This window comes from Humitalea rosea (assembly GCF_003253705.1).
Taxonomy (GTDB): Bacteria; Pseudomonadota; Alphaproteobacteria; order Acetobacterales; family Acetobacteraceae; genus Humitalea; species Humitalea rosea.
Genome location: NZ_QKYU01000001.1, coordinates 103,580 through 119,623 on the forward strand (window position 1 = coordinate 103,580; position 16,044 = coordinate 119,623).

General features: G+C 70.7%; 10 protein-coding genes. 7 read left to right on the plus strand and 3 right to left on the minus strand.

The genetic code is table 11. The features are described 5' to 3' along the window. Nucleotides 1-8 precede the first annotated feature (8 nt). Complete coding sequence (locus C8P66_RS00505; protein ID WP_111396180.1) at nt 9-1,451, plus strand: aldehyde dehydrogenase family protein; 1,443 nt, start codon at nt 9-11, stop codon at nt 1,449-1,451. Here C8P66_RS00505 and C8P66_RS00510 read toward each other — a convergent pair. Genes C8P66_RS00510 through hutH form a run of 3 tightly spaced genes read right to left on the minus strand, consistent with a single transcriptional unit; the run spans nt 1,448 to nt 4,561 of the window. Next, nucleotides 1,448-1,852 carry a PaaI family thioesterase gene (locus C8P66_RS00510; protein ID WP_111396181.1) on the minus strand — a complete coding sequence of 135 codons (405 nt, stop codon included), beginning with the start codon at nt 1,850-1,852 and terminating at the stop codon, nt 1,448-1,450. The two genes, C8P66_RS00505 and C8P66_RS00510, sit on opposite strands and share 4 nt — an antisense overlap. Further along, complete coding sequence (gene hutI, locus C8P66_RS00515) at nt 1,849-3,039, minus strand: imidazolonepropionase (RefSeq protein WP_111396182.1); 1,191 nt, start codon at nt 3,037-3,039, stop codon at nt 1,849-1,851. Before hutI ends, C8P66_RS00510 begins: the two co-directional genes overlap by 4 nt. Next, nucleotides 3,032-4,561: a histidine ammonia-lyase gene (gene hutH / locus C8P66_RS00520; protein WP_111396183.1), complete on the minus strand. Its 1,530-nt coding sequence runs from the start codon at nt 4,559-4,561 to the stop codon at nt 3,032-3,034. The genes hutI and hutH overlap by 8 nt, the downstream gene beginning before the upstream one ends. A gap of 45 nt (nt 4,562-4,606) precedes the next feature. Between hutH and C8P66_RS00525 the strand changes: the two genes are divergently transcribed. The 6 genes from C8P66_RS00525 to C8P66_RS00550 all read left to right on the plus strand — a co-directional run bounded on the left by C8P66_RS00525 (nt 4,607) and on the right by C8P66_RS00550 (nt 16,021). Then, entirely contained in the window at nt 4,607-5,983 is a 1,377-nt protein-coding gene (locus C8P66_RS00525; protein WP_111396184.1) for a formimidoylglutamate deiminase, read from the plus strand. 358 nt (nt 5,984-6,341) lie between these two features. Next, nucleotides 6,342-7,583 (plus strand): NAD(P)/FAD-dependent oxidoreductase, encoded by a 1,242-nt coding sequence (locus C8P66_RS00530; RefSeq protein WP_111396185.1) that lies wholly within the window; start codon nt 6,342-6,344, stop codon nt 7,581-7,583. Between the two features lie 41 nt (nt 7,584-7,624). Further along, a complete protein-coding gene (locus C8P66_RS00535; RefSeq protein WP_111396186.1) occupies nt 7,625-9,913 on the plus strand; it encodes a penicillin acylase family protein in 2,289 nt (762 codons plus the stop codon). Between the two features lie 259 nt (nt 9,914-10,172). Then, nucleotides 10,173-11,387 (plus strand): efflux RND transporter periplasmic adaptor subunit, encoded by a 1,215-nt coding sequence (locus C8P66_RS00540; protein WP_158537041.1) that lies wholly within the window; start codon nt 10,173-10,175, stop codon nt 11,385-11,387. Between the two features lie 3 nt (nt 11,388-11,390). Next, entirely contained in the window at nt 11,391-14,546 is a 3,156-nt protein-coding gene (locus tag C8P66_RS00545) for an efflux RND transporter permease subunit (protein ID WP_111396188.1), read from the plus strand. Nucleotides 14,547-14,548: 2 nt separating this feature from the next. Next, a complete protein-coding gene (locus tag C8P66_RS00550) occupies nt 14,549-16,021 on the plus strand; it encodes an efflux transporter outer membrane subunit (protein ID WP_111396189.1) in 1,473 nt (490 codons plus the stop codon). The last annotated feature ends 23 nt before the right edge of the window (nt 16,022-16,044 follow it).

Sequence of the window (16,044 nt, forward strand, 5' to 3'; positions counted from 1 at the left end):
AATTCCCCATGCCAGACGGCACCTACGGCAATCTGATCAACGGCGAATGGGTCGGCGCGTCGACCATGGTCGACAACATCAACCCCTCGGACACCTCCGATGTAGTGGGCAGCTTCCCGAGCGGCAGCGCGGATGACGCGAAGGCGGCGATCGCCGCCGCGCGTGCCGCCTTCCCGGCCTGGGCCGCGGCCAGCCCGCAGCTGCGCTTCGACATCCTGGACAAGGCCGGCACCGAGGTGCTGGCCCGCAAGGAGGAACTCGGCCGCCTGCTGTCGCGCGAGGAAGGCAAGACCCTGCCCGAGGGCATCGGCGAGGCCGCCCGCGCCGGGCAGATCCTGAAGTTCTTCGCGGGCGAGACCCTGCGGCTGAACGGCGAGGTCGTCACCTCCGTCCGCCCCGGCGTGCATATCGAGCTGACGCGGGAGCCGGTTGGCGTGATCGGCATGATCACCCCCTGGAACTTCCCGATCGCCATTCCGGCCTGGAAGATCGCCCCCGCGCTCGCCTACGGCAATTGCGTCGTCATCAAGCCGGCCGAGCTGGTCCCGGGTTCGGCCTGGGCGCTGGTCGATATCCTGCATCGCGCCGGCCTGCCCAAGGGCGTGCTGAACCTGGTCTGCGGCAAGGGCAGCATCGTCGGCGATGCCATCGTGAACAGCCCGGATGTGGATGCCGTGACCTTCACGGGCTCGGTCGGCACCGGCCGCGCCATCGCCCAGAAGTGCGTGGCGCGCGGCGCCAAGGTGCAGCTGGAGATGGGCGGCAAGAATCCGCTGGTCGTGCTGGATGACGCGGATCTCGCGATCGCGGTGGGCTGCGCCATCAACGGCGCCTTCTTCTCGACCGGGCAGCGTTGCACCGCCTCCTCCCGCTTCATCGTGACCGAGGGCATCCACGACCGTTTCGTGGCCGCCATGGTCGAGAAGATGCAGAGCCTGAAGGTGGATAATGCGCTGACGCCGGGCACCGATATCGGCCCGGTGGTCGATGCCTCGCAGTTCAAGCAGGACCTGGACTACATCGGGATCGGGCGCGGCGAGGGTGCCACCCTCGCCTTCGGCGGCGAGGTGCTGAACCGCAGCACCCAGGGCTTCTACATGCAGCCCGCGCTGTTCACCGAGACCAAGGCGACGATGCGGATCGCGCGCGAGGAAATCTTCGGCCCCGTCGCGAGCGTGCAGAAGGTGAAGGACTACGACGCGGCCCTGGCCGCGGCGAATGACACCGAATTCGGCCTCTCGGCCGGCATCTGCACCACCAGCCTCAAGCACGCCCGCCACTTCCAGCGCGCGGCGCAGGCGGGGATGGTGATGGTGAACCTGCCGACGGCGGGGGTGGACTACCACGTGCCCTTCGGCGGGCGGAAAGGTTCGTCCTACGGCCCGCGCGAGCAGGGGGCCTATGCGCGGGAGTTCTACACCATCGTGAAGACGGCTTACGTTCTGCCTTAAGCGACCACCACCCAGGTGCTGGTGCAATGGCCGCAGGGGGCTTCGGCCCCCTCGGCCCGCAGCCAGACATCGGCATAGACCACCCGCGCGCCGCGCCGGACGATGCGTGCCTCGGCCAGCAGCGGGCCGGGGCCGGCGGGCTTGAGGAAGGTGACCGCCAGATGCTGCGTGCGGGCATTGTCATCCCCGCCCGTGGCGGTCAGGAAGGCCGCCCAGATCGCGACATCGCACAGCCCCATGATCGCGGGGCCGGAGAGCGTGTTGCCCGGCCGCAGCAGCAAGGGCGCCGGCGGCAGGCGCAGCACCGCCACACCCTCGCCGGCCGAGACCACCTCGATCCCGAACAGGGCCGCCAGCGGCACGCCCTCATGCACCCGCGCCTGGATTTCGGCCGGCGTCACGCGGGGCGGCCGGCGACGACGCGCCCCGCATTGGGATTGCCGCCGATCCAGTAGCACAGCTCGGCCGGCCGGTTGATCCGGAACAGCGCCAGGTCGCAGCGCAGGCCCGCCTCCAGCCGCCCGCGATCGGCCAGGCCCAGGGCGGCGGCGGCCTCGCAGGTGACGCCGCGCAGCGCCTCGGCCACCGTCAGCCGGTAGAGCGTGCAGCCGAGATTCAGCATCAGCAGCAGCGACCGCGCCGGGCAGGAGCCGGGGTTGATGTCCGAGGCCAGCGCCATCCGCACCCCGGTCGCGCGCATCGCGGCGATGTCGGGGTGGTGCGTCTCGCGGATGAAGTAGCCGGCACCGGGCAGCAGCACGGCGATGGTGCCGGCCGCCGCCATGGCGGCAAAGCCGCCTGGGTTGCTGTGCTCCAGATGATCGGCCGAGAGCGCCCCATGGGCCGCCGCCAGCGCGGCACCGCCGAGGTCGCATAACTGGTCCGCATGCAGCTTCACCCGCAGCCCCAGCGCGTCCGCGGCCTGGAACAACGCATCGGTCTCGGCCGCCGTGAAGCCGATGCGGTCGCAGAAGCCATCGACGGCATCGGCAAGATCGGCGGTGGCGGGCAGGATGTGCTCGATGACATGGCGCATGTAGTCGCCTTGCCGCCCGGCGAATTCCGGTGGCACCGCATGGGCGGCGAGCAGGCTGGTGCGCACCGTCACCTCCCGTGCCGCGCCCAGGGCGCGGGCCACGCGCAGCATCCGTGCTTCGGTCGCCACCTCCAGCCCATAGCCGGATTTGATCTCGATGGTGGTCACGCCCTCGGCCAGCAGCGCGTCCAGGCGCGGCAAAGCGGCGTCGAACAAGGCCGCCTCATCGGCGGCGCGGGTGTCGCTGACGGTGGAGAGGATGCCGCCGCCCTCGCGGGAAATCTGCTCGTAGGAGACGCCGCCAAGCCGCCGCTCGAATTCCGCGGCGCGGTCGCCGCCGAAGACCAGATGGGTGTGGCAGTCGATCAGACCCGGCAGGATCCAGGCGCCGCCGCAGTCATGCGTCTCGGCGGCGGGGCCGGGCAGGGCGGCGCGGGGACCGACCCAGGCGATGGCCTCGCCCCGCGTCGCGATCGCGCCATCCTCGACGATCCCGAGCCCGTCGCCGGTCATCGTCGCCAGCGAGGCGTTGAGCCAGACCCGGTCAAACATCGGGGCAGATCGCCGCCAGCGCGCCCTGTTCGACCAGCAGCGTCACGGCGGCGATGTCCGGCGCCATGATGCGATCCTCCTCCCAGGGGCCGGCGACGGAGCGGACCAGCGCATGGGCGGCCTCGATCGGCACCGAGGAGCACAGCGGCCGGTGGAAGCCGATGCCCTGCGCCGCGGCCAGCGCCTCGATGGCGAGGACGCCGGCGACCTGCTCGGCCATGTCGGAGAGGCGCAGCGCCGCGCCGGTGGCCATGCTGACATGGTCCTCCTGGTTGGCGCTGGTCGGCAGGCTGTCGATGCTGCGCGGATGCGCCATGGCCTTGACCTCCGAGGCCAGCGCCGCCGCCGTGACCTGGGCGATCATGAAGCCCGAGTTCAGCCCCCCTTCGCGGACCAGAAACGCCGGCAGGCCCGAGAGCGCCGGATCGGTCAGCAGCGCGATGCGGCGTTCGGCGATGGCGGCGGTCTCGGCCAGGGCCAGCGCGATGATATCGGCGGCGAAGGCCACCGGCTCGGCATGGAAGTTCCCGCCCGAGAGCAGGTCGAAGCCACCCGCCCCATCCGGCACCACCAGCGGGTTGTCGGTGACGGCATTGGCCTCGCGTTCCAGGGTGGCGCCGGCCTGGTCCAGCAGGTCACGGCAGGCGCCGGCGACCTGGGGCTGGCAACGCAGCGAATAGGGGTCCTGCACGCGCGGGTCGCCCAGGCGGTGGCTCTCGCGGATTGCGCTGCCCGCCAGCAGGCTCCGCAAGGCCGTCGCGGCGCGGATCTGGCCGGGCTGGCCGCGCAGGTCATGGATGCGGGCGTCGAAGGGGGTGTCGGTGCCGCGCGCCGCCTCGACCGACATCGCGCCGGTGACCAGCGCGCTGCGCCACAGATCCTCGGCCGCGAACAGCCCGCCGAGGGCCAGCGCGGTGCTGACCTGGGTGCCGTTCAGCAGCGCCAGCCCCTCCTTCGGCTCCAGTTCCAGCGGCGCCAGCCCGGCGCGGGCCATGGCCTCGGCGCCATCCAGCACCACGCCATCCTCGGTCCGCGCCTGGCCCTCGCCGATCAGCACCAGGGCCATATGCGCGAGTGGGGCGAGATCGCCCGAGGCGCCGACCGAACCCCGCGCCGGGATGCAGGGCAGCACCCCATGGCGCAGCAGCGCCAGCAGCGCCTCCACCACCTCCGGCCTGACGCCGGAAGCGCCGCGGGCGAGCGAAAACGCCTTCAGCGCCAGGATCAGCCGCACCACGGGCGCGCGCAGCAGCGGGCCGGTGCCGGCGGCATGGCTGCGCAGCAGGTTCACCTGCAACCGTGCCAGATCCTCCGCCCCGATGCGGGTGGAGGCGAGCTTGCCGAAGCCGGTGTTGACGCCATACAGCGCCTCGCCCGAGGCCAGCCGCAGCGCGAGCCCGGCGGCCGAGGCGGCGCAGGCCTCGCGCCAGCCGGGCGCCAGCGCCACGGCCCCGCCGGCCATGATGGCCCGCAGCGCCGGGAGCGCGGCCTGGCCGGGGGTGAGGTTGGAAGGATCGCTCATGCGAGGCAGGATAGGCGGGACGCCGAGATAGGGAAGCACCGCGCGATGACCGTCTTCTTCGCCGAGGCCGCCTTGCTCCCCACGGGCTGGGCCGATGCCGTCCGAATCGAGGCGGATGCCTCTGGCACCCTGACCGCCGTCACCCCCGGCGCCGATCCCTTCGCTGTGCTGCGGGAGGGTGGCTCGCGGCTGCGCGGCACCGTGGTGCCCGGGGTGCCGAACCTGCATTCCCACGCCTTCCAGCGCGCCATGGCCGGCGGCGGCGAACGGCGGTCCCCGCCTGAGGCGGGGCGCGATTCCTTCTGGACCTGGCGCGAGACGATGTACCGCCACGCGCTGGCGATCAGCCCGGAGCAGGCCGAGGCGGTGGCGGCGCAGCTCTACGCCGAATGCCTCGAATGGGGATTCACGAGCATCGCCGAGTTCCACTATCTGCACCACCAGCCCGATGGCGCGCCCTATGCCGATCGGGCGGAGATGGCGCTGCGGCTGATGGCGGCCGCCACGCGGGCGGGCATCGGGATGACGATGCTGCCGAGCCTCTATGCCCATGGCGGGATTTTTGGGAAGCCGCCGCATCCGGGGCAGCGGCGCTTCCTCAACGACCTGGACGGCTTCTTCCGGATCCTCGACCGGCTGGTCGCGGAAACCCGTGGCAAGCCGCAATTCGCCGTGGGCGTGGCACCGCATTCGCTGCGGGCGGTGACGCCCGAGATGCTGGCGGCGATGGCGCCGCTGCGCACTCCCATCCACATCCACGCCGCCGAACAGGCGCGCGAGGTCGCCGAATGCCTGGAGGCGACCGGGGCGCGGCCGGTGGACTGGCTGCTCGACAATGCCGACATCGACGCCCGCTGGTGCCTGATCCACGCCACCCATATGAGCGCGGCCGAGACCGCGCGGCTGGCGGCCTCCGGCGCCGTGGCGGGGCTGTGCCCCTCGACCGAGGCGAGTCTTGGGGACGGTATCTTCAACCTGCCGGGGTATCGCGCCGCGGCGGGGCGCTACGGCATCGGCACCGACAGCCATGTCGGCACCTCGCCCCGCGACGAGCTGCGGCAGTTGGAGACGAGCCAGCGGCTGGCCTTGCAGGAGCGCTCGGTCGCGACCGACCCCGGGCATCCACATCCCGCCCGGGTGCTGCTGGAGGCCGCCTGGGCCGGCGGCGCCCAGGCCAGCGGCCGGCCCTTGGGGCGGATCGCGCCGGGGGCGCGCTGCGACCTGGTGGAGCTGGACCCCGAGCATCCGGCGCTGATCGGGCGGAGTGGCGATGGGCTGCTGGATGCCTGGGTCTTCTCCGGCCAGGGCAATCCGGTGCGGACGGTGGTGGTGGGCGGCCGCCGCGTGGTGGAGGCCGGGTGGCACATTCGCGGCATGGAGATCGCCGAGGGGTTTCGCGGCGCGATGCGGGTGCTGGCCTAGGTTCTGGTTGAGAGCTCGGTCCCTGTCCTTAACTCTGATCCCACCGTCTCCTGAGCCGCCGAATGGGCGCGCCTCCCGCACCCAAACCCACGCCTGGACACAGCACCCGCAGTCGCCACCACCCATCATCCGGCTTGCCCATCACCGCAGCGCCCCCCGCCTGCCCCCCCCGATTTCCAGGCCCGCCCAGGCTTGACCTCTCCCCCCCCAAAGCGGAAGGCGAAGGCAGCCACTGCCGTGAGACCCCGCATGCCCGAGCCCTGCGTTCCGACCGCCGTCGCGCCACGGCCCAGGATCGGGATCACGCGCCGCTCCCCGGCCCTCTCCCTCCGCAACCGCAGCTCGATCGGACTCCTCCATGCCTGAACCTGTGATCGTGCTCGGTGCCGGCATGGTCGGCGTCTCGGTCGCGCTGCATCTACGCCGCCGCGGCTGCGACGTCGTCCTGCTGGACCGCCAGGGGCCGGGGGAGGGCGCCTCCTTCGGCAATGGCGGTCTGATCCAGCGCGAGGCGGTGCAGCCCCATGCCTTTCCCCGCACGGTCAGCGAGCTGTGGCGCATCGCCGGCAATCGCGGCACCGATGTGCATTACCATCCGCTCGCGCTGCCCGGCTTCGCCTCGCCGCTGCTGCGCTACTGGTGGCATTCGGAGCCAACGCGCTACCTCCATGCGGTGCAGGCCTATTCCCAGCTCATCCAGACCTGCATCGATGAGCATTTCGCCGTCGCCCGTGGCACCGAGGCGATGCCGCTGCTGCGGCCGATCGGCTGGCTGCGGCTTTACGCCGATGGCGGCGCGCTGGAGGCGGCGCTGGCCGAGGCCGCCCTGCTGCACCGCGACCATGGCGTGAACTTCGCAGCACTGGACGGCGCCCAGCTCGCCGCCGCGGAGCCGCATCTGTTGCAGAGCCGTGCCGGCGCGATCCATTGGACCGACCCGCTTTCGGTCAGCGATCCGCATGCGCTGACCCTGTCCTATGCGCGCCAGTTCACCGAAGCCGGCGGCACGCTCGCGATCGGGGACGCCACCACCCTGCGGCCGGCCGGATCGGGCTGGCGCGTCCAGGGCGCCGATGGCCCGGTCGAGGCCGCGCGCATCGTCGTGGCGCTGGGCGCCGGATCGGAGCGGGTGACCAGGCCGCTCGGCTATGCGCCGCCGGTCTTCGGCAAGCGCGGCTACCATGTGCATTACGGCCTGCGCGGCAATGCGGTGCTGAACCGCCCGGTCATCGATGCCGGTGCCGGCTTCGCGCTGATGCCGATGCGGGCCGGTGTCCGCCTGACCACCGGGGCGGAGTTCGCGCGCGACGAGGCGCCGGCGACACCCGTGCAGCTCGACCGCGCCGAGCCGGAGGCGCGCAAGATGCTGCCGCTGGCCGAGCGGGTGGAGGACAAGCCCTGGCTGGGCGTGCGGCCTTGCACCGCCGACATGCTGCCCATCATCGGCCGGATGCCGGGGCACCCAGGCATCTGGTGCGCCTTCGGCCATGGCCACCAGGGGCTGACGCTTGGGCCGACCACGGGGCGGCTGCTCGCCGAGATGATGACGGATGAGCCGACCTTCCTCGATCCCACGCCCTACCGGCCGGATCGCTTCTGATCTCCGGCTGCCCGCTTTCTCCCGACAGGATCTTCGCACCCATGCCCCTTCCCACCGAAACCGTCAGCGTCGCCGGCCTCGCGGCCGAGGCCGAGATCCTGATCGATCGCTGGGGCATCCCGCACATCTATGCGGCGAGCCAGCCGGACGCCTTCTTCGTGCAGGGCTTCAACGCGGCGCGGGACCGGCTGTGGCAGATCGACCTCTGGCGCAAGCGTGGCCTCGGGCTGATGGCGGGCGACCTCGGCGCCGCCTATGTGGAACGCGATCGCGCCGCGCGGCTGCTGCTCTATCGCGGCGACATGGCCGCCGAATGGGCGAGCTACGGCGCGGAGGCGCAGGCCCGCACCACCGCCTTCACCGCCGGCATCAACGCCTATGTCGCCCTGGTGGAGCGGGAGCCGGCGCGGCTGCCGGTGGAGTTCCGCGCCCTCGGCGCCGCCCCCGCGCGCTGGAGCCCCGAGGATGTCGTGCGCTGCCGCACCCATGCCCGCGTGCGCAACCTCGATGACGAGGTGATCCGCATGAACATCGCCACGGAGTTCGGGCTGGAGGCGGACCGGCTGCACAAGGGGCTGCAACCCGAATGGGCTGTGCAACTGCCCGAGGGGTTGGAACCGCACATCATCCCGCCCGAGGTGATGCGCACCTATCTGCTCGGCTGCGAGCCCAATGCGATCGGCAGCGCCACGCCGGCCGAGGCGCTGGAGAATACCGGCAGCAACAACTGGGCGCTGGCGCCATCACGCACCACGACGGGCCGCGCCATCCTGGCCAGCGACCCGCATCGTGTCCACGACCAGCCCTCGCTGCGCTACATCACGCATCTGGTCGCACCCGGGCTGGACGTGATCGGGGCGGGGGAGGCGGCCATTCCCGGCGTCAGCCTCGGGCACAATGACCGGCTGGCCTTCTCGCTGACGATCCATCCGTCGGACCAGGAAGACCTCTACATCTACGAGCTGGATGCGGCGGACCCCGACCTCTACCGCTATGGCGAGGGCTGGGAGCGCATGCGCGTGGTGACGGAATCGGTGCCCGTGCGCGGCGCCGACGCGGTGCCGGTGGAGATGCGCTTCACCCGCCACGGCCCGGTGCTGCATGTCGATCCCGGCACCCACCGCGCCTATGCGCTGCGCAGCGTCTGGTGGGAGCCTGGCACCGCCGCCTATATGGCGAGCCTCGGCTACCTCACCGCCGGCACGATCGGCGCCTATCGCAAGGCGTTGGAGGGCTGGGGCGCGCCCTCCACCAACCATGTGGTGGCCGATGTGGACGGGCATATCGCCTGGTCCGCCGCGGCCCGCGTGCCGGTGCGGCCGGGCTGGGACGGGCTGATGCCGGTCCCGGGCGATGGCCGCTACGAATGGGCCGGCACCATCCAGGCCCCGACCCTGCCGCAGGACGAGGACCCCGCCTGCGGCTGGCTCGGCTCGGCCAATCAGATGAACCTGCCGCCGGAGTTCGACTACCGCCATCACAAGACCGGCTTCGAATGGACCGATGCCTCGCGCTACACGCGGCTGTCGGAGGCTCTTGCGGGCGAAAAGCGCTGGTCGGTGGCGGAGACCCTGGCGCTGCAGACCGATGTGCTGAGCGTGACGGCCCGCCGCCTCTGCGCCGTGCTGGCCCGCGCGCGCGGGACGGGGGCGGCCGAGGCGCGCGCTTTGCTCGCCGGCTGGGACCACCGGCTGGAGGCCGGGAGCGGCCCTGCGGCGCTGTTCGAGATCTGGTTCTCCAAGCACCTGGTGCCCGCCGTCCCCAAGGCGCTCGGGCCGGAGGGGCTCGCGGCCAGGCTCGGCGTGATCGACACCGCCTTGGTCGTCGCCTTGCTGGAGGCCGCGAGCGACCCGGGTTTTGGGCCGCAGCCCGAAGCGGCGCGCGACGCGCTGCTGCTTGAGACGCTCGCCGCCGCCTGGGCCGAAGCGCGGCAGCATTTGGGGGATGACAGTGCGGGCTGGAGCTGGGGGCGGCTGCATCACGGCTACTTCCGCCATCCGCTGTCGCATCTGGTGCCGCCGGGGCTGGCGGCGAAGCTGGATGTCGGGCCGGCGCCCAAGGGTGGCTCCAACCTCACCATCAACAACAATGGCTATCGCGGCAGCGACTTCCGCGTGGTCTCCGGCGTGTCCTGGCGGATGGTGCTGGATGTCGGCAACTGGGATGCGAGCTGGACCATCAACGCGCCCGGGCAGTCCGGCGATCCGGACAGCCCGCATTACCGCGACCTGTTCCCGATCTGGGCGAAGGATGAGTACGTGCCGATGCTCTATAGCCGCGCCGCGGTGGAAGCCGCCGCGGAGGCGCGTATCCGGCTGCTGCCGGGGTAAGGGCCGCGCCCGGCAGGTCGTTCGCCAGGCCCTTGACGTCTCGGCCAGATACTCCGGCATCTGGAAGCGCAGGCCGACGGCGACCTCATTGCCCACATCGGGACGGGATCGGGAACGCCAGCCCCTTGGTGCGAACCGACGTGCGGCGCAGGCGTGGGGCTATGCTGCGTTGCAATACACTGCTTGACGGTCACTTAGAAACGGCAGAGTTTCCGTCCAACTGGAAACCGCAGGGTTTCCCAATTGGATGGACCCCCCCATGCCCCGCTCTTCGCAGACGCGCCTCCGACGCCGGCTCCAGCTCGTCCCCTTCCTCGCCCTGGCGGTGCTTTCGGCCTGCAAGGACCCCACGGCGCAGGCCAATGCCCCCGCCCAGGCCCGGCCCCCGTCCAGCGTTTCCGTCGTGATGGTCACGCCCCAGCCGGCGCCGATCACCATCGACCTGCCGGGCCGCACCAACGCCTATCGCACCGCCGAGGTCCGCCCGCAGGTGAATGGCGTGATCCGCGAACGCTCCTTCAACGAGGGCGAGGCGGTGCAGGCGGGGCAGCAGCTCTACCAGATCGACCCCTCCGCCTATGAGGCCGCCCTGGCCAGCGCCCAGGCCGCGCAGTCCCGCGCCGAGGCCGCCGTGACCTCGGCCCAGGCCATCGTCGCGCGCTACCGTCCGCTGGTCCGCGCCCGCGCCGTCAGCCAGCAGGATCTGGACACCGCCGTCGCCACGCTGCGCCAGGCCGAGGCCGATGTCGCCTCGGCCCGCGCCTCGGTGCAGACCGCGGAGATCAACCTGCAATACACCAAGGTGACCGCGCCGATTGCCGGCCGCACCAGCCGCTCCAGCGTGACCGTGGGCGCCCTGGTCACCGCCAACCAGACGAATTCGCTGGTCAGCATCACCCAACTCGACCCGATCTATGTGGACATGCCGCAGCCCGCGACCTCGCTGATGCGGCTGCGGCGGGACATGGCCGATGGCACGTTGCAGCAGCCCTCGGCCGGGGAGGCCGAGGTGAAACTCACCCTCGATGGCGGCATCGCCTATCCGCAGACGGGGCGGCTGCAATTCTCCGAGGTGATCGTGGCGCCCGGCACCAGCTCGGTCACGCTGCGTGCCTTGTTCCCCAATCCCGATGGCGCGCTGATGCCCGGCCTGTTCGTGCATGGCGCGATCCAGGCGGGGGTGAACCGCAACGCCATTCTGGTGCCGCAGCAGGGCATCACCCGCAACCAGCGCGCCCAGGCCGTGGCCATGGTGGTCAAGCCCGATGGCACCGTCGAGCCGCGCATCGTCACCACCGGCCAATCCATCGGCGACCAGTGGCTCGTGACCGACGGGTTGCAGGCCGGTGACCGCGTGGTGGTGGAGGGCAACCAGCGCCAGCTCACCGGCACCAAGGTCACCGTCGAGGTGACCACCGCCGAGCAACTGCGCCAGCGCAACATCGGCCCCACCGCCGACCGCCGCGGGAACTGAGCCATGTCGCGCTTCTTCATCGATCGCCCGGTCTTCGCCTGGGTGATCGCCATCGTCGTGATGCTGGGCGGCGTGCTCGCGCTGCGCTCGCTGCCGGTCGCGCAGTATCCGGCGATCGCCCCGCCGGCGATCTCGATCTCGGCGAACTACCCGGGCGCCTCGGCCGAGACGGTGCAGAACACCGTCGTGCAGGTCATCGAACAGCAGATGAGCGGCATCGACGGGCTGATCTACTTCTCCTCCGAGAGCACCAAGACCGGCGCGCTGACCATCACCCTGAGCTTCGCCCAGGGGATCGACCCGGACATTGCCCAGGTGCAGGTGCAGAACAAGCTGCAGCTCGCCATGCCGCGCCTGCCGCAGACGGTGCAGCAGCAGGGCGTGCGCGTCGCCAAGGCGACCACCAACTTCCTCATGGTGGTCGGCTTCGTCTCGACCGATGGCCGGCTGGACATCAACGACATCGCCGATTTCATCGCCTCCAGCGTGCAGGATCCGCTGAGCCGGGCGCCCGGTGTCGGCGACTACCAGCTGTTCGGCGCGCAATACGCGATGCGGATATGGCTCGATCCCGCCAAGCTCAACAGCTTCGGCATGACGACGACCGACGTCAGCACCGCCATCCAGGCACAGAACGTCCAGATCGCCTCGGGTGAGCTTGGCGCGCAGCCGCAGGTGCCGGGCCAGCAGCTCAACGCCACCATCATCGGCCCGTCCTTCCTGCAACGGCCCGAGCAGTTCGGCGCCATCCTGCTGCGGGTGAATGCGGATGGCTCCCAGGTGCGGCTGCGCGATGTGGCGCAGATCGAGATCGGTGCCGAGAACTACGCGTTCGGCACCACCTACAATGGCAGGCCCGCCGCCGGCATCGCGGTGAAGCTGGCCAGCGGCGCCAATGCGCTGGACACGGCCGCGGCCGTCCGCTCGACCCTGGATGGGCTGCGCGGCAGCTTCCCGGCGGGGCTGGAGGCGGTCTATCCGCTCGACACCACGCCCTTCATCAGCCTCTCGATCGAGAATGTGCTGCGGGCGCTGGGCGAGGCGATCGTGCTGGTCTTCGTGGTGATGCTGCTGTTCCTGCAGAACCTGCGTGCGACGCTGATCGCGACGCTGACGGTGCCGGTGGTCCTGCTCGGCACCTTCGCGGTCCTCGCGGCCTTCGGCTATTCCATCAACACGCTGACCATGTTCGCCATGGTGCTCGCCATCGGCCTGCTGGTCGATGACGCCATCGTCGTGGTCGAGAATGTCGAGCGCGTGATGGAGGAAGACGGGCTCTCGCCACTTGAGGCGACGCGCGTGTCGATGCGGCAGATCAGCGGCGCGCTGGTCGGCATCGCGCTGGTGCTCTCGGCGGTCTTCGTGCCGATGGCCTTCTTCGGCGGTTCGGCGGGGGTGATCTATCGCCAGTTCTCGCTGACCATCGTCTCGGCGATGACGCTGTCGGTGCTGGTCGCGCTGATCTTCACCCCCGCACTGTGCGCCACCATCCTGCGGCGGCCGAAGCATGGCGAGAAGCGCGGCTTCTTCGGCTGGTTCAACCGCAACTTCGACCGCACCAACCGCGGCTATACCCGCGGCGTGCAATCCATGACGCGCCGGCCGCTGCGCTACCTGGTCATCTATGGCGCGATCGTCGTGGCGATGGGGGTGTTCTACCTGCGGCTGCCGACCTCCTTCATCCCCGATGAAGACCAGGGCACGATGTTCATCCAGGTCGCGACCGCGCCCGGTGCGACGCAGGAGCGGACGCAGCGGGCATTGGACGATGTCCGCACCTACCTGCTGGAGACCGAGGGCGAGGCCGTCAGCTCGGTCTTCACCATCGCCGGCTTCTCCTTCTCCGGCCGTGGCCAGAATTCGGGTCTCGCCTTCGTCTCGCTCAAGCCCTGGGGGGAGCGCCAGGCGGCGCGCCTCGGCGTCGGCGCCATAGCCGGCCGTGTCATGGGGGCCTTCTCCACCTATCGCGATGCCAGTGTCTTCGCCTTCGCCCCGCCGGCCATCGCCGAGCTCGGCAATGCCACCGGCTTCAACTTCCAGCTTCAGGGCCGGGGCGCGACCACGCATGAACAGCTGCTGGCCGCGCGCAACCAACTGCTCGGCCTCGCCGCGCAAAGCCCGGTGCTCGCCGGCGTGCGCCCCAACAACATGAACGATGAGCCGCAATACACGCTGAACGTGGATTGGGAACGGGCAAGCGCGCTCGGCCTCTCGGTCTCCAGCATCACCGGCACCATCTCCTCGGCCTTCGGCGCCTCCTATGTGAACGACTTCGTCGATCGCGGCCGGGTCAAGCGCGTCTATATGCAGGGCATCCCATCCTCCCGCATGCAGCCGAGCGACCTGGACAAATGGTACGTCCGCAATACCGCCGGGGAGATGGTGCCGTTCTCGGCCTTCACCACGACGGAATGGAGCTTCGGCGCGCCGAAGCTCGACCGCTACAACGGCATCCCCTCGATGAACATCCTGGGCAGCCCCGCGCCGGGGCGCAGCACCGGTGAGGCGATGAGCGAGATGGAACGCCTGGCGGCCCAATTGCCCGAGGGTCTCGGCTACGAATGGTCGGGCCTGTCCTACCAGGAGCAGCAGAGCGGCTCGCAGGCGCTGGGCCTCTATGCGCTGTCGCTGCTGGTGGTCTTCCTCTGCCTCGCGGCCCTGTACGAAAGCTGGGCGATCCCGGCCGCGGTCATGCTGGTGGTGCCGCTCGGCATCCTCGGCGCGGTGCTGGCAGTGTATTTCCGCGGCTTCGCCAATGACGTGTATTTCCAGGTCGGGCTGCTGACGACCGTTGGCCTGTCCGCGAAGAACGCCATCCTGATCGTGGAGTTCGCCAAGGAGAACTTCGAGAAGGGGCAATCCCTGGTCGAGGCCGCGGTCAGCGCCGCGCGCCAGCGGCTGCGGCCGATCATCATGACCTCGCTCGCCTTCACCTTCGGCGTGGTGCCGCTGGCGATCTCGACCGGTGCGGGTTCCGGCGCGCAGAACGCGATCGGCACCGGCGTGATCGGCGGCATGGTGGCGGGCACGGTGCTGGCCATCTTCTTCGTGCCGATCTTCTTCGTCGTGGTGCTGCGGCTGTTCCGGGTGAAGCCGGCGCAGGCCCCAGAGCCCAAACCCGAGACCAAGGCCCTGCCGCAGCCGGCGGCCGGAGAGTGAGCATGCGTCCGACCCTTCCTCTCCTGGCCGGCCTGCTGCTGGCCGGTTGCAGCCTCGCCCCCGACTACCTGCGCCCGGCGGCCCCCATCCCGGCCGCCTGGCCGGGTGGTCCCGCCTATCGCGAGGCCGGGCTCACCCCCGTCGCCGCGGGCGATGCCGCGCAGCTTTCCGCCGATGCCATCGGCTGGCGCGACTTCATGCATGACCCACGGCTGCAAAGCCTCGTGGAGATCGCGCTGGCCAACAACCGCGACCTGCGGGTGGCCGCGCTGAACGTGCAGGGGGCCGAGGCGCAGTTCCGCGCGACCCGTGCGGAGCTGTTTCCCTGGGTCGATGGCCAAGGCTCGCTCACCACGCAGCGCACGCCATCGGACCTGTCCTCGGCGGGGGCGAACCGCGGCAATGCGGGCATCAACAGCCGCAGCTACGGCGCCAATGTCGGCTTCACCTCCTTCGAGATCGACCTGTTCGGCCGGCTGCGGAACCTCAGCGAGGCGGCGTTCCAATCCTACCTCGGCTATGCCGAAACCCGGCGCAGCGCGCAGATCAGCCTCGTCGCACAGGTCGCCACGGCCTATCTGGCGGTGCTGGCCGATGCCGAATTGCTCGACCTGACCCGGCAGACGCTGGCGAGCCAGGAAAGCTCGCTCTCCGTCACCCGCGCCAGTGTCGAGGGCGGGGCGACGGATGCGCTGGCGCTGCGGCAGGCGGAAACCTCGGTGCAGACGGCGCGGGCCAACCTTGCCGCCTATACCCGCCAGGCGGCGCAGGATGAGAATGCGCTGGCGCTGCTGCTCGGCCAGCCGGTGCCGCCCGATCTGCTGGCCGGCGGCCGGCTCGCCATGGCGGCGCTGCTCGCCGATCTGCCGGTCGGGCTGCCCTCCGAGGTGCTGCTGCGCCGGCCGGATGTGCAGGCGGCCGAACACAGCCTGATCGCCGCCAATGCCAATATCGGCGCGGCGCGCGCGGCCTTCTTCCCGTCGCTGAGCCTGACGGGGAGCATAGGGACGGCCAGTTCCAGCCTGTCCGGCCTCTTCGCGGCGGGCTCGGCGGCCTGGGCCTTTGCCCCGGCGCTGTCGGTCCCGATCTTCAATGCCGGGTCCAACCAGGCGAACCTCGATCTCGCCAAGGTGCAGAGCAACATCTACGTCGCGCGCTACGAGGCCGCGATCCAGACCGCCTTCCGCGAGGTCGCCGACGCGCTGGCGGCGCGCGGCACCTATGACGACCAGATCGTGGCGCAGCAGGCGCTGACCGATGCCTATGCCGATTCCTATCGGCTGTCGGAGCTGCGCTTCCGCGGCGGCGTGGACAACTATCTGACCACGCTGGACGCGCAGCGTTCGCTGTATGCGGCGCAGCAGCAGCTCATCACCCTGCACCAGGCCCGGCTGGTCAATCTGGTCACGCTCTACAAGGTGCTGGGCGGCGGCTGGACCGATCATGCGCCGGAGATCGCCACCGCGGCACGCTGATCGGGAGGGACGGGGAAATCCGT

Bases quoted from the DNA above. Each gene is read 5' to 3' on its own strand.
- C8P66_RS00505 (WP_111396180.1), top strand. From the start codon at position 9: ATGCCAGACGGCACCTACGGCAATCTGATCAACGGCGAATGGGTCGGC.
- hutI (WP_111396182.1), bottom strand. From the start codon at position 3,039: ATGTTTGACCGGGTCTGGCTCAACGCCTCGCTGGCGACGATGACCGGC.
- hutH (WP_111396183.1), bottom strand. From the start codon at position 4,561: ATGAGCGATCCTTCCAACCTCACCCCCGGCCAGGCCGCGCTCCCGGCG.
- C8P66_RS00525 (WP_111396184.1), top strand. From the start codon at position 4,607: ATGACCGTCTTCTTCGCCGAGGCCGCCTTGCTCCCCACGGGCTGGGCC.
- C8P66_RS00530 (WP_111396185.1), top strand. From the start codon at position 6,342: ATGCCTGAACCTGTGATCGTGCTCGGTGCCGGCATGGTCGGCGTCTCG.
- C8P66_RS00535 (WP_111396186.1), top strand. From the start codon at position 7,625: ATGCCCCTTCCCACCGAAACCGTCAGCGTCGCCGGCCTCGCGGCCGAG.
- C8P66_RS00540 (WP_158537041.1), top strand. From the start codon at position 10,173: ATGCCCCGCTCTTCGCAGACGCGCCTCCGACGCCGGCTCCAGCTCGTC.
- C8P66_RS00545 (WP_111396188.1), top strand. From the start codon at position 11,391: ATGTCGCGCTTCTTCATCGATCGCCCGGTCTTCGCCTGGGTGATCGCC.
- C8P66_RS00550 (WP_111396189.1), top strand. From the start codon at position 14,549: ATGCGTCCGACCCTTCCTCTCCTGGCCGGCCTGCTGCTGGCCGGTTGC.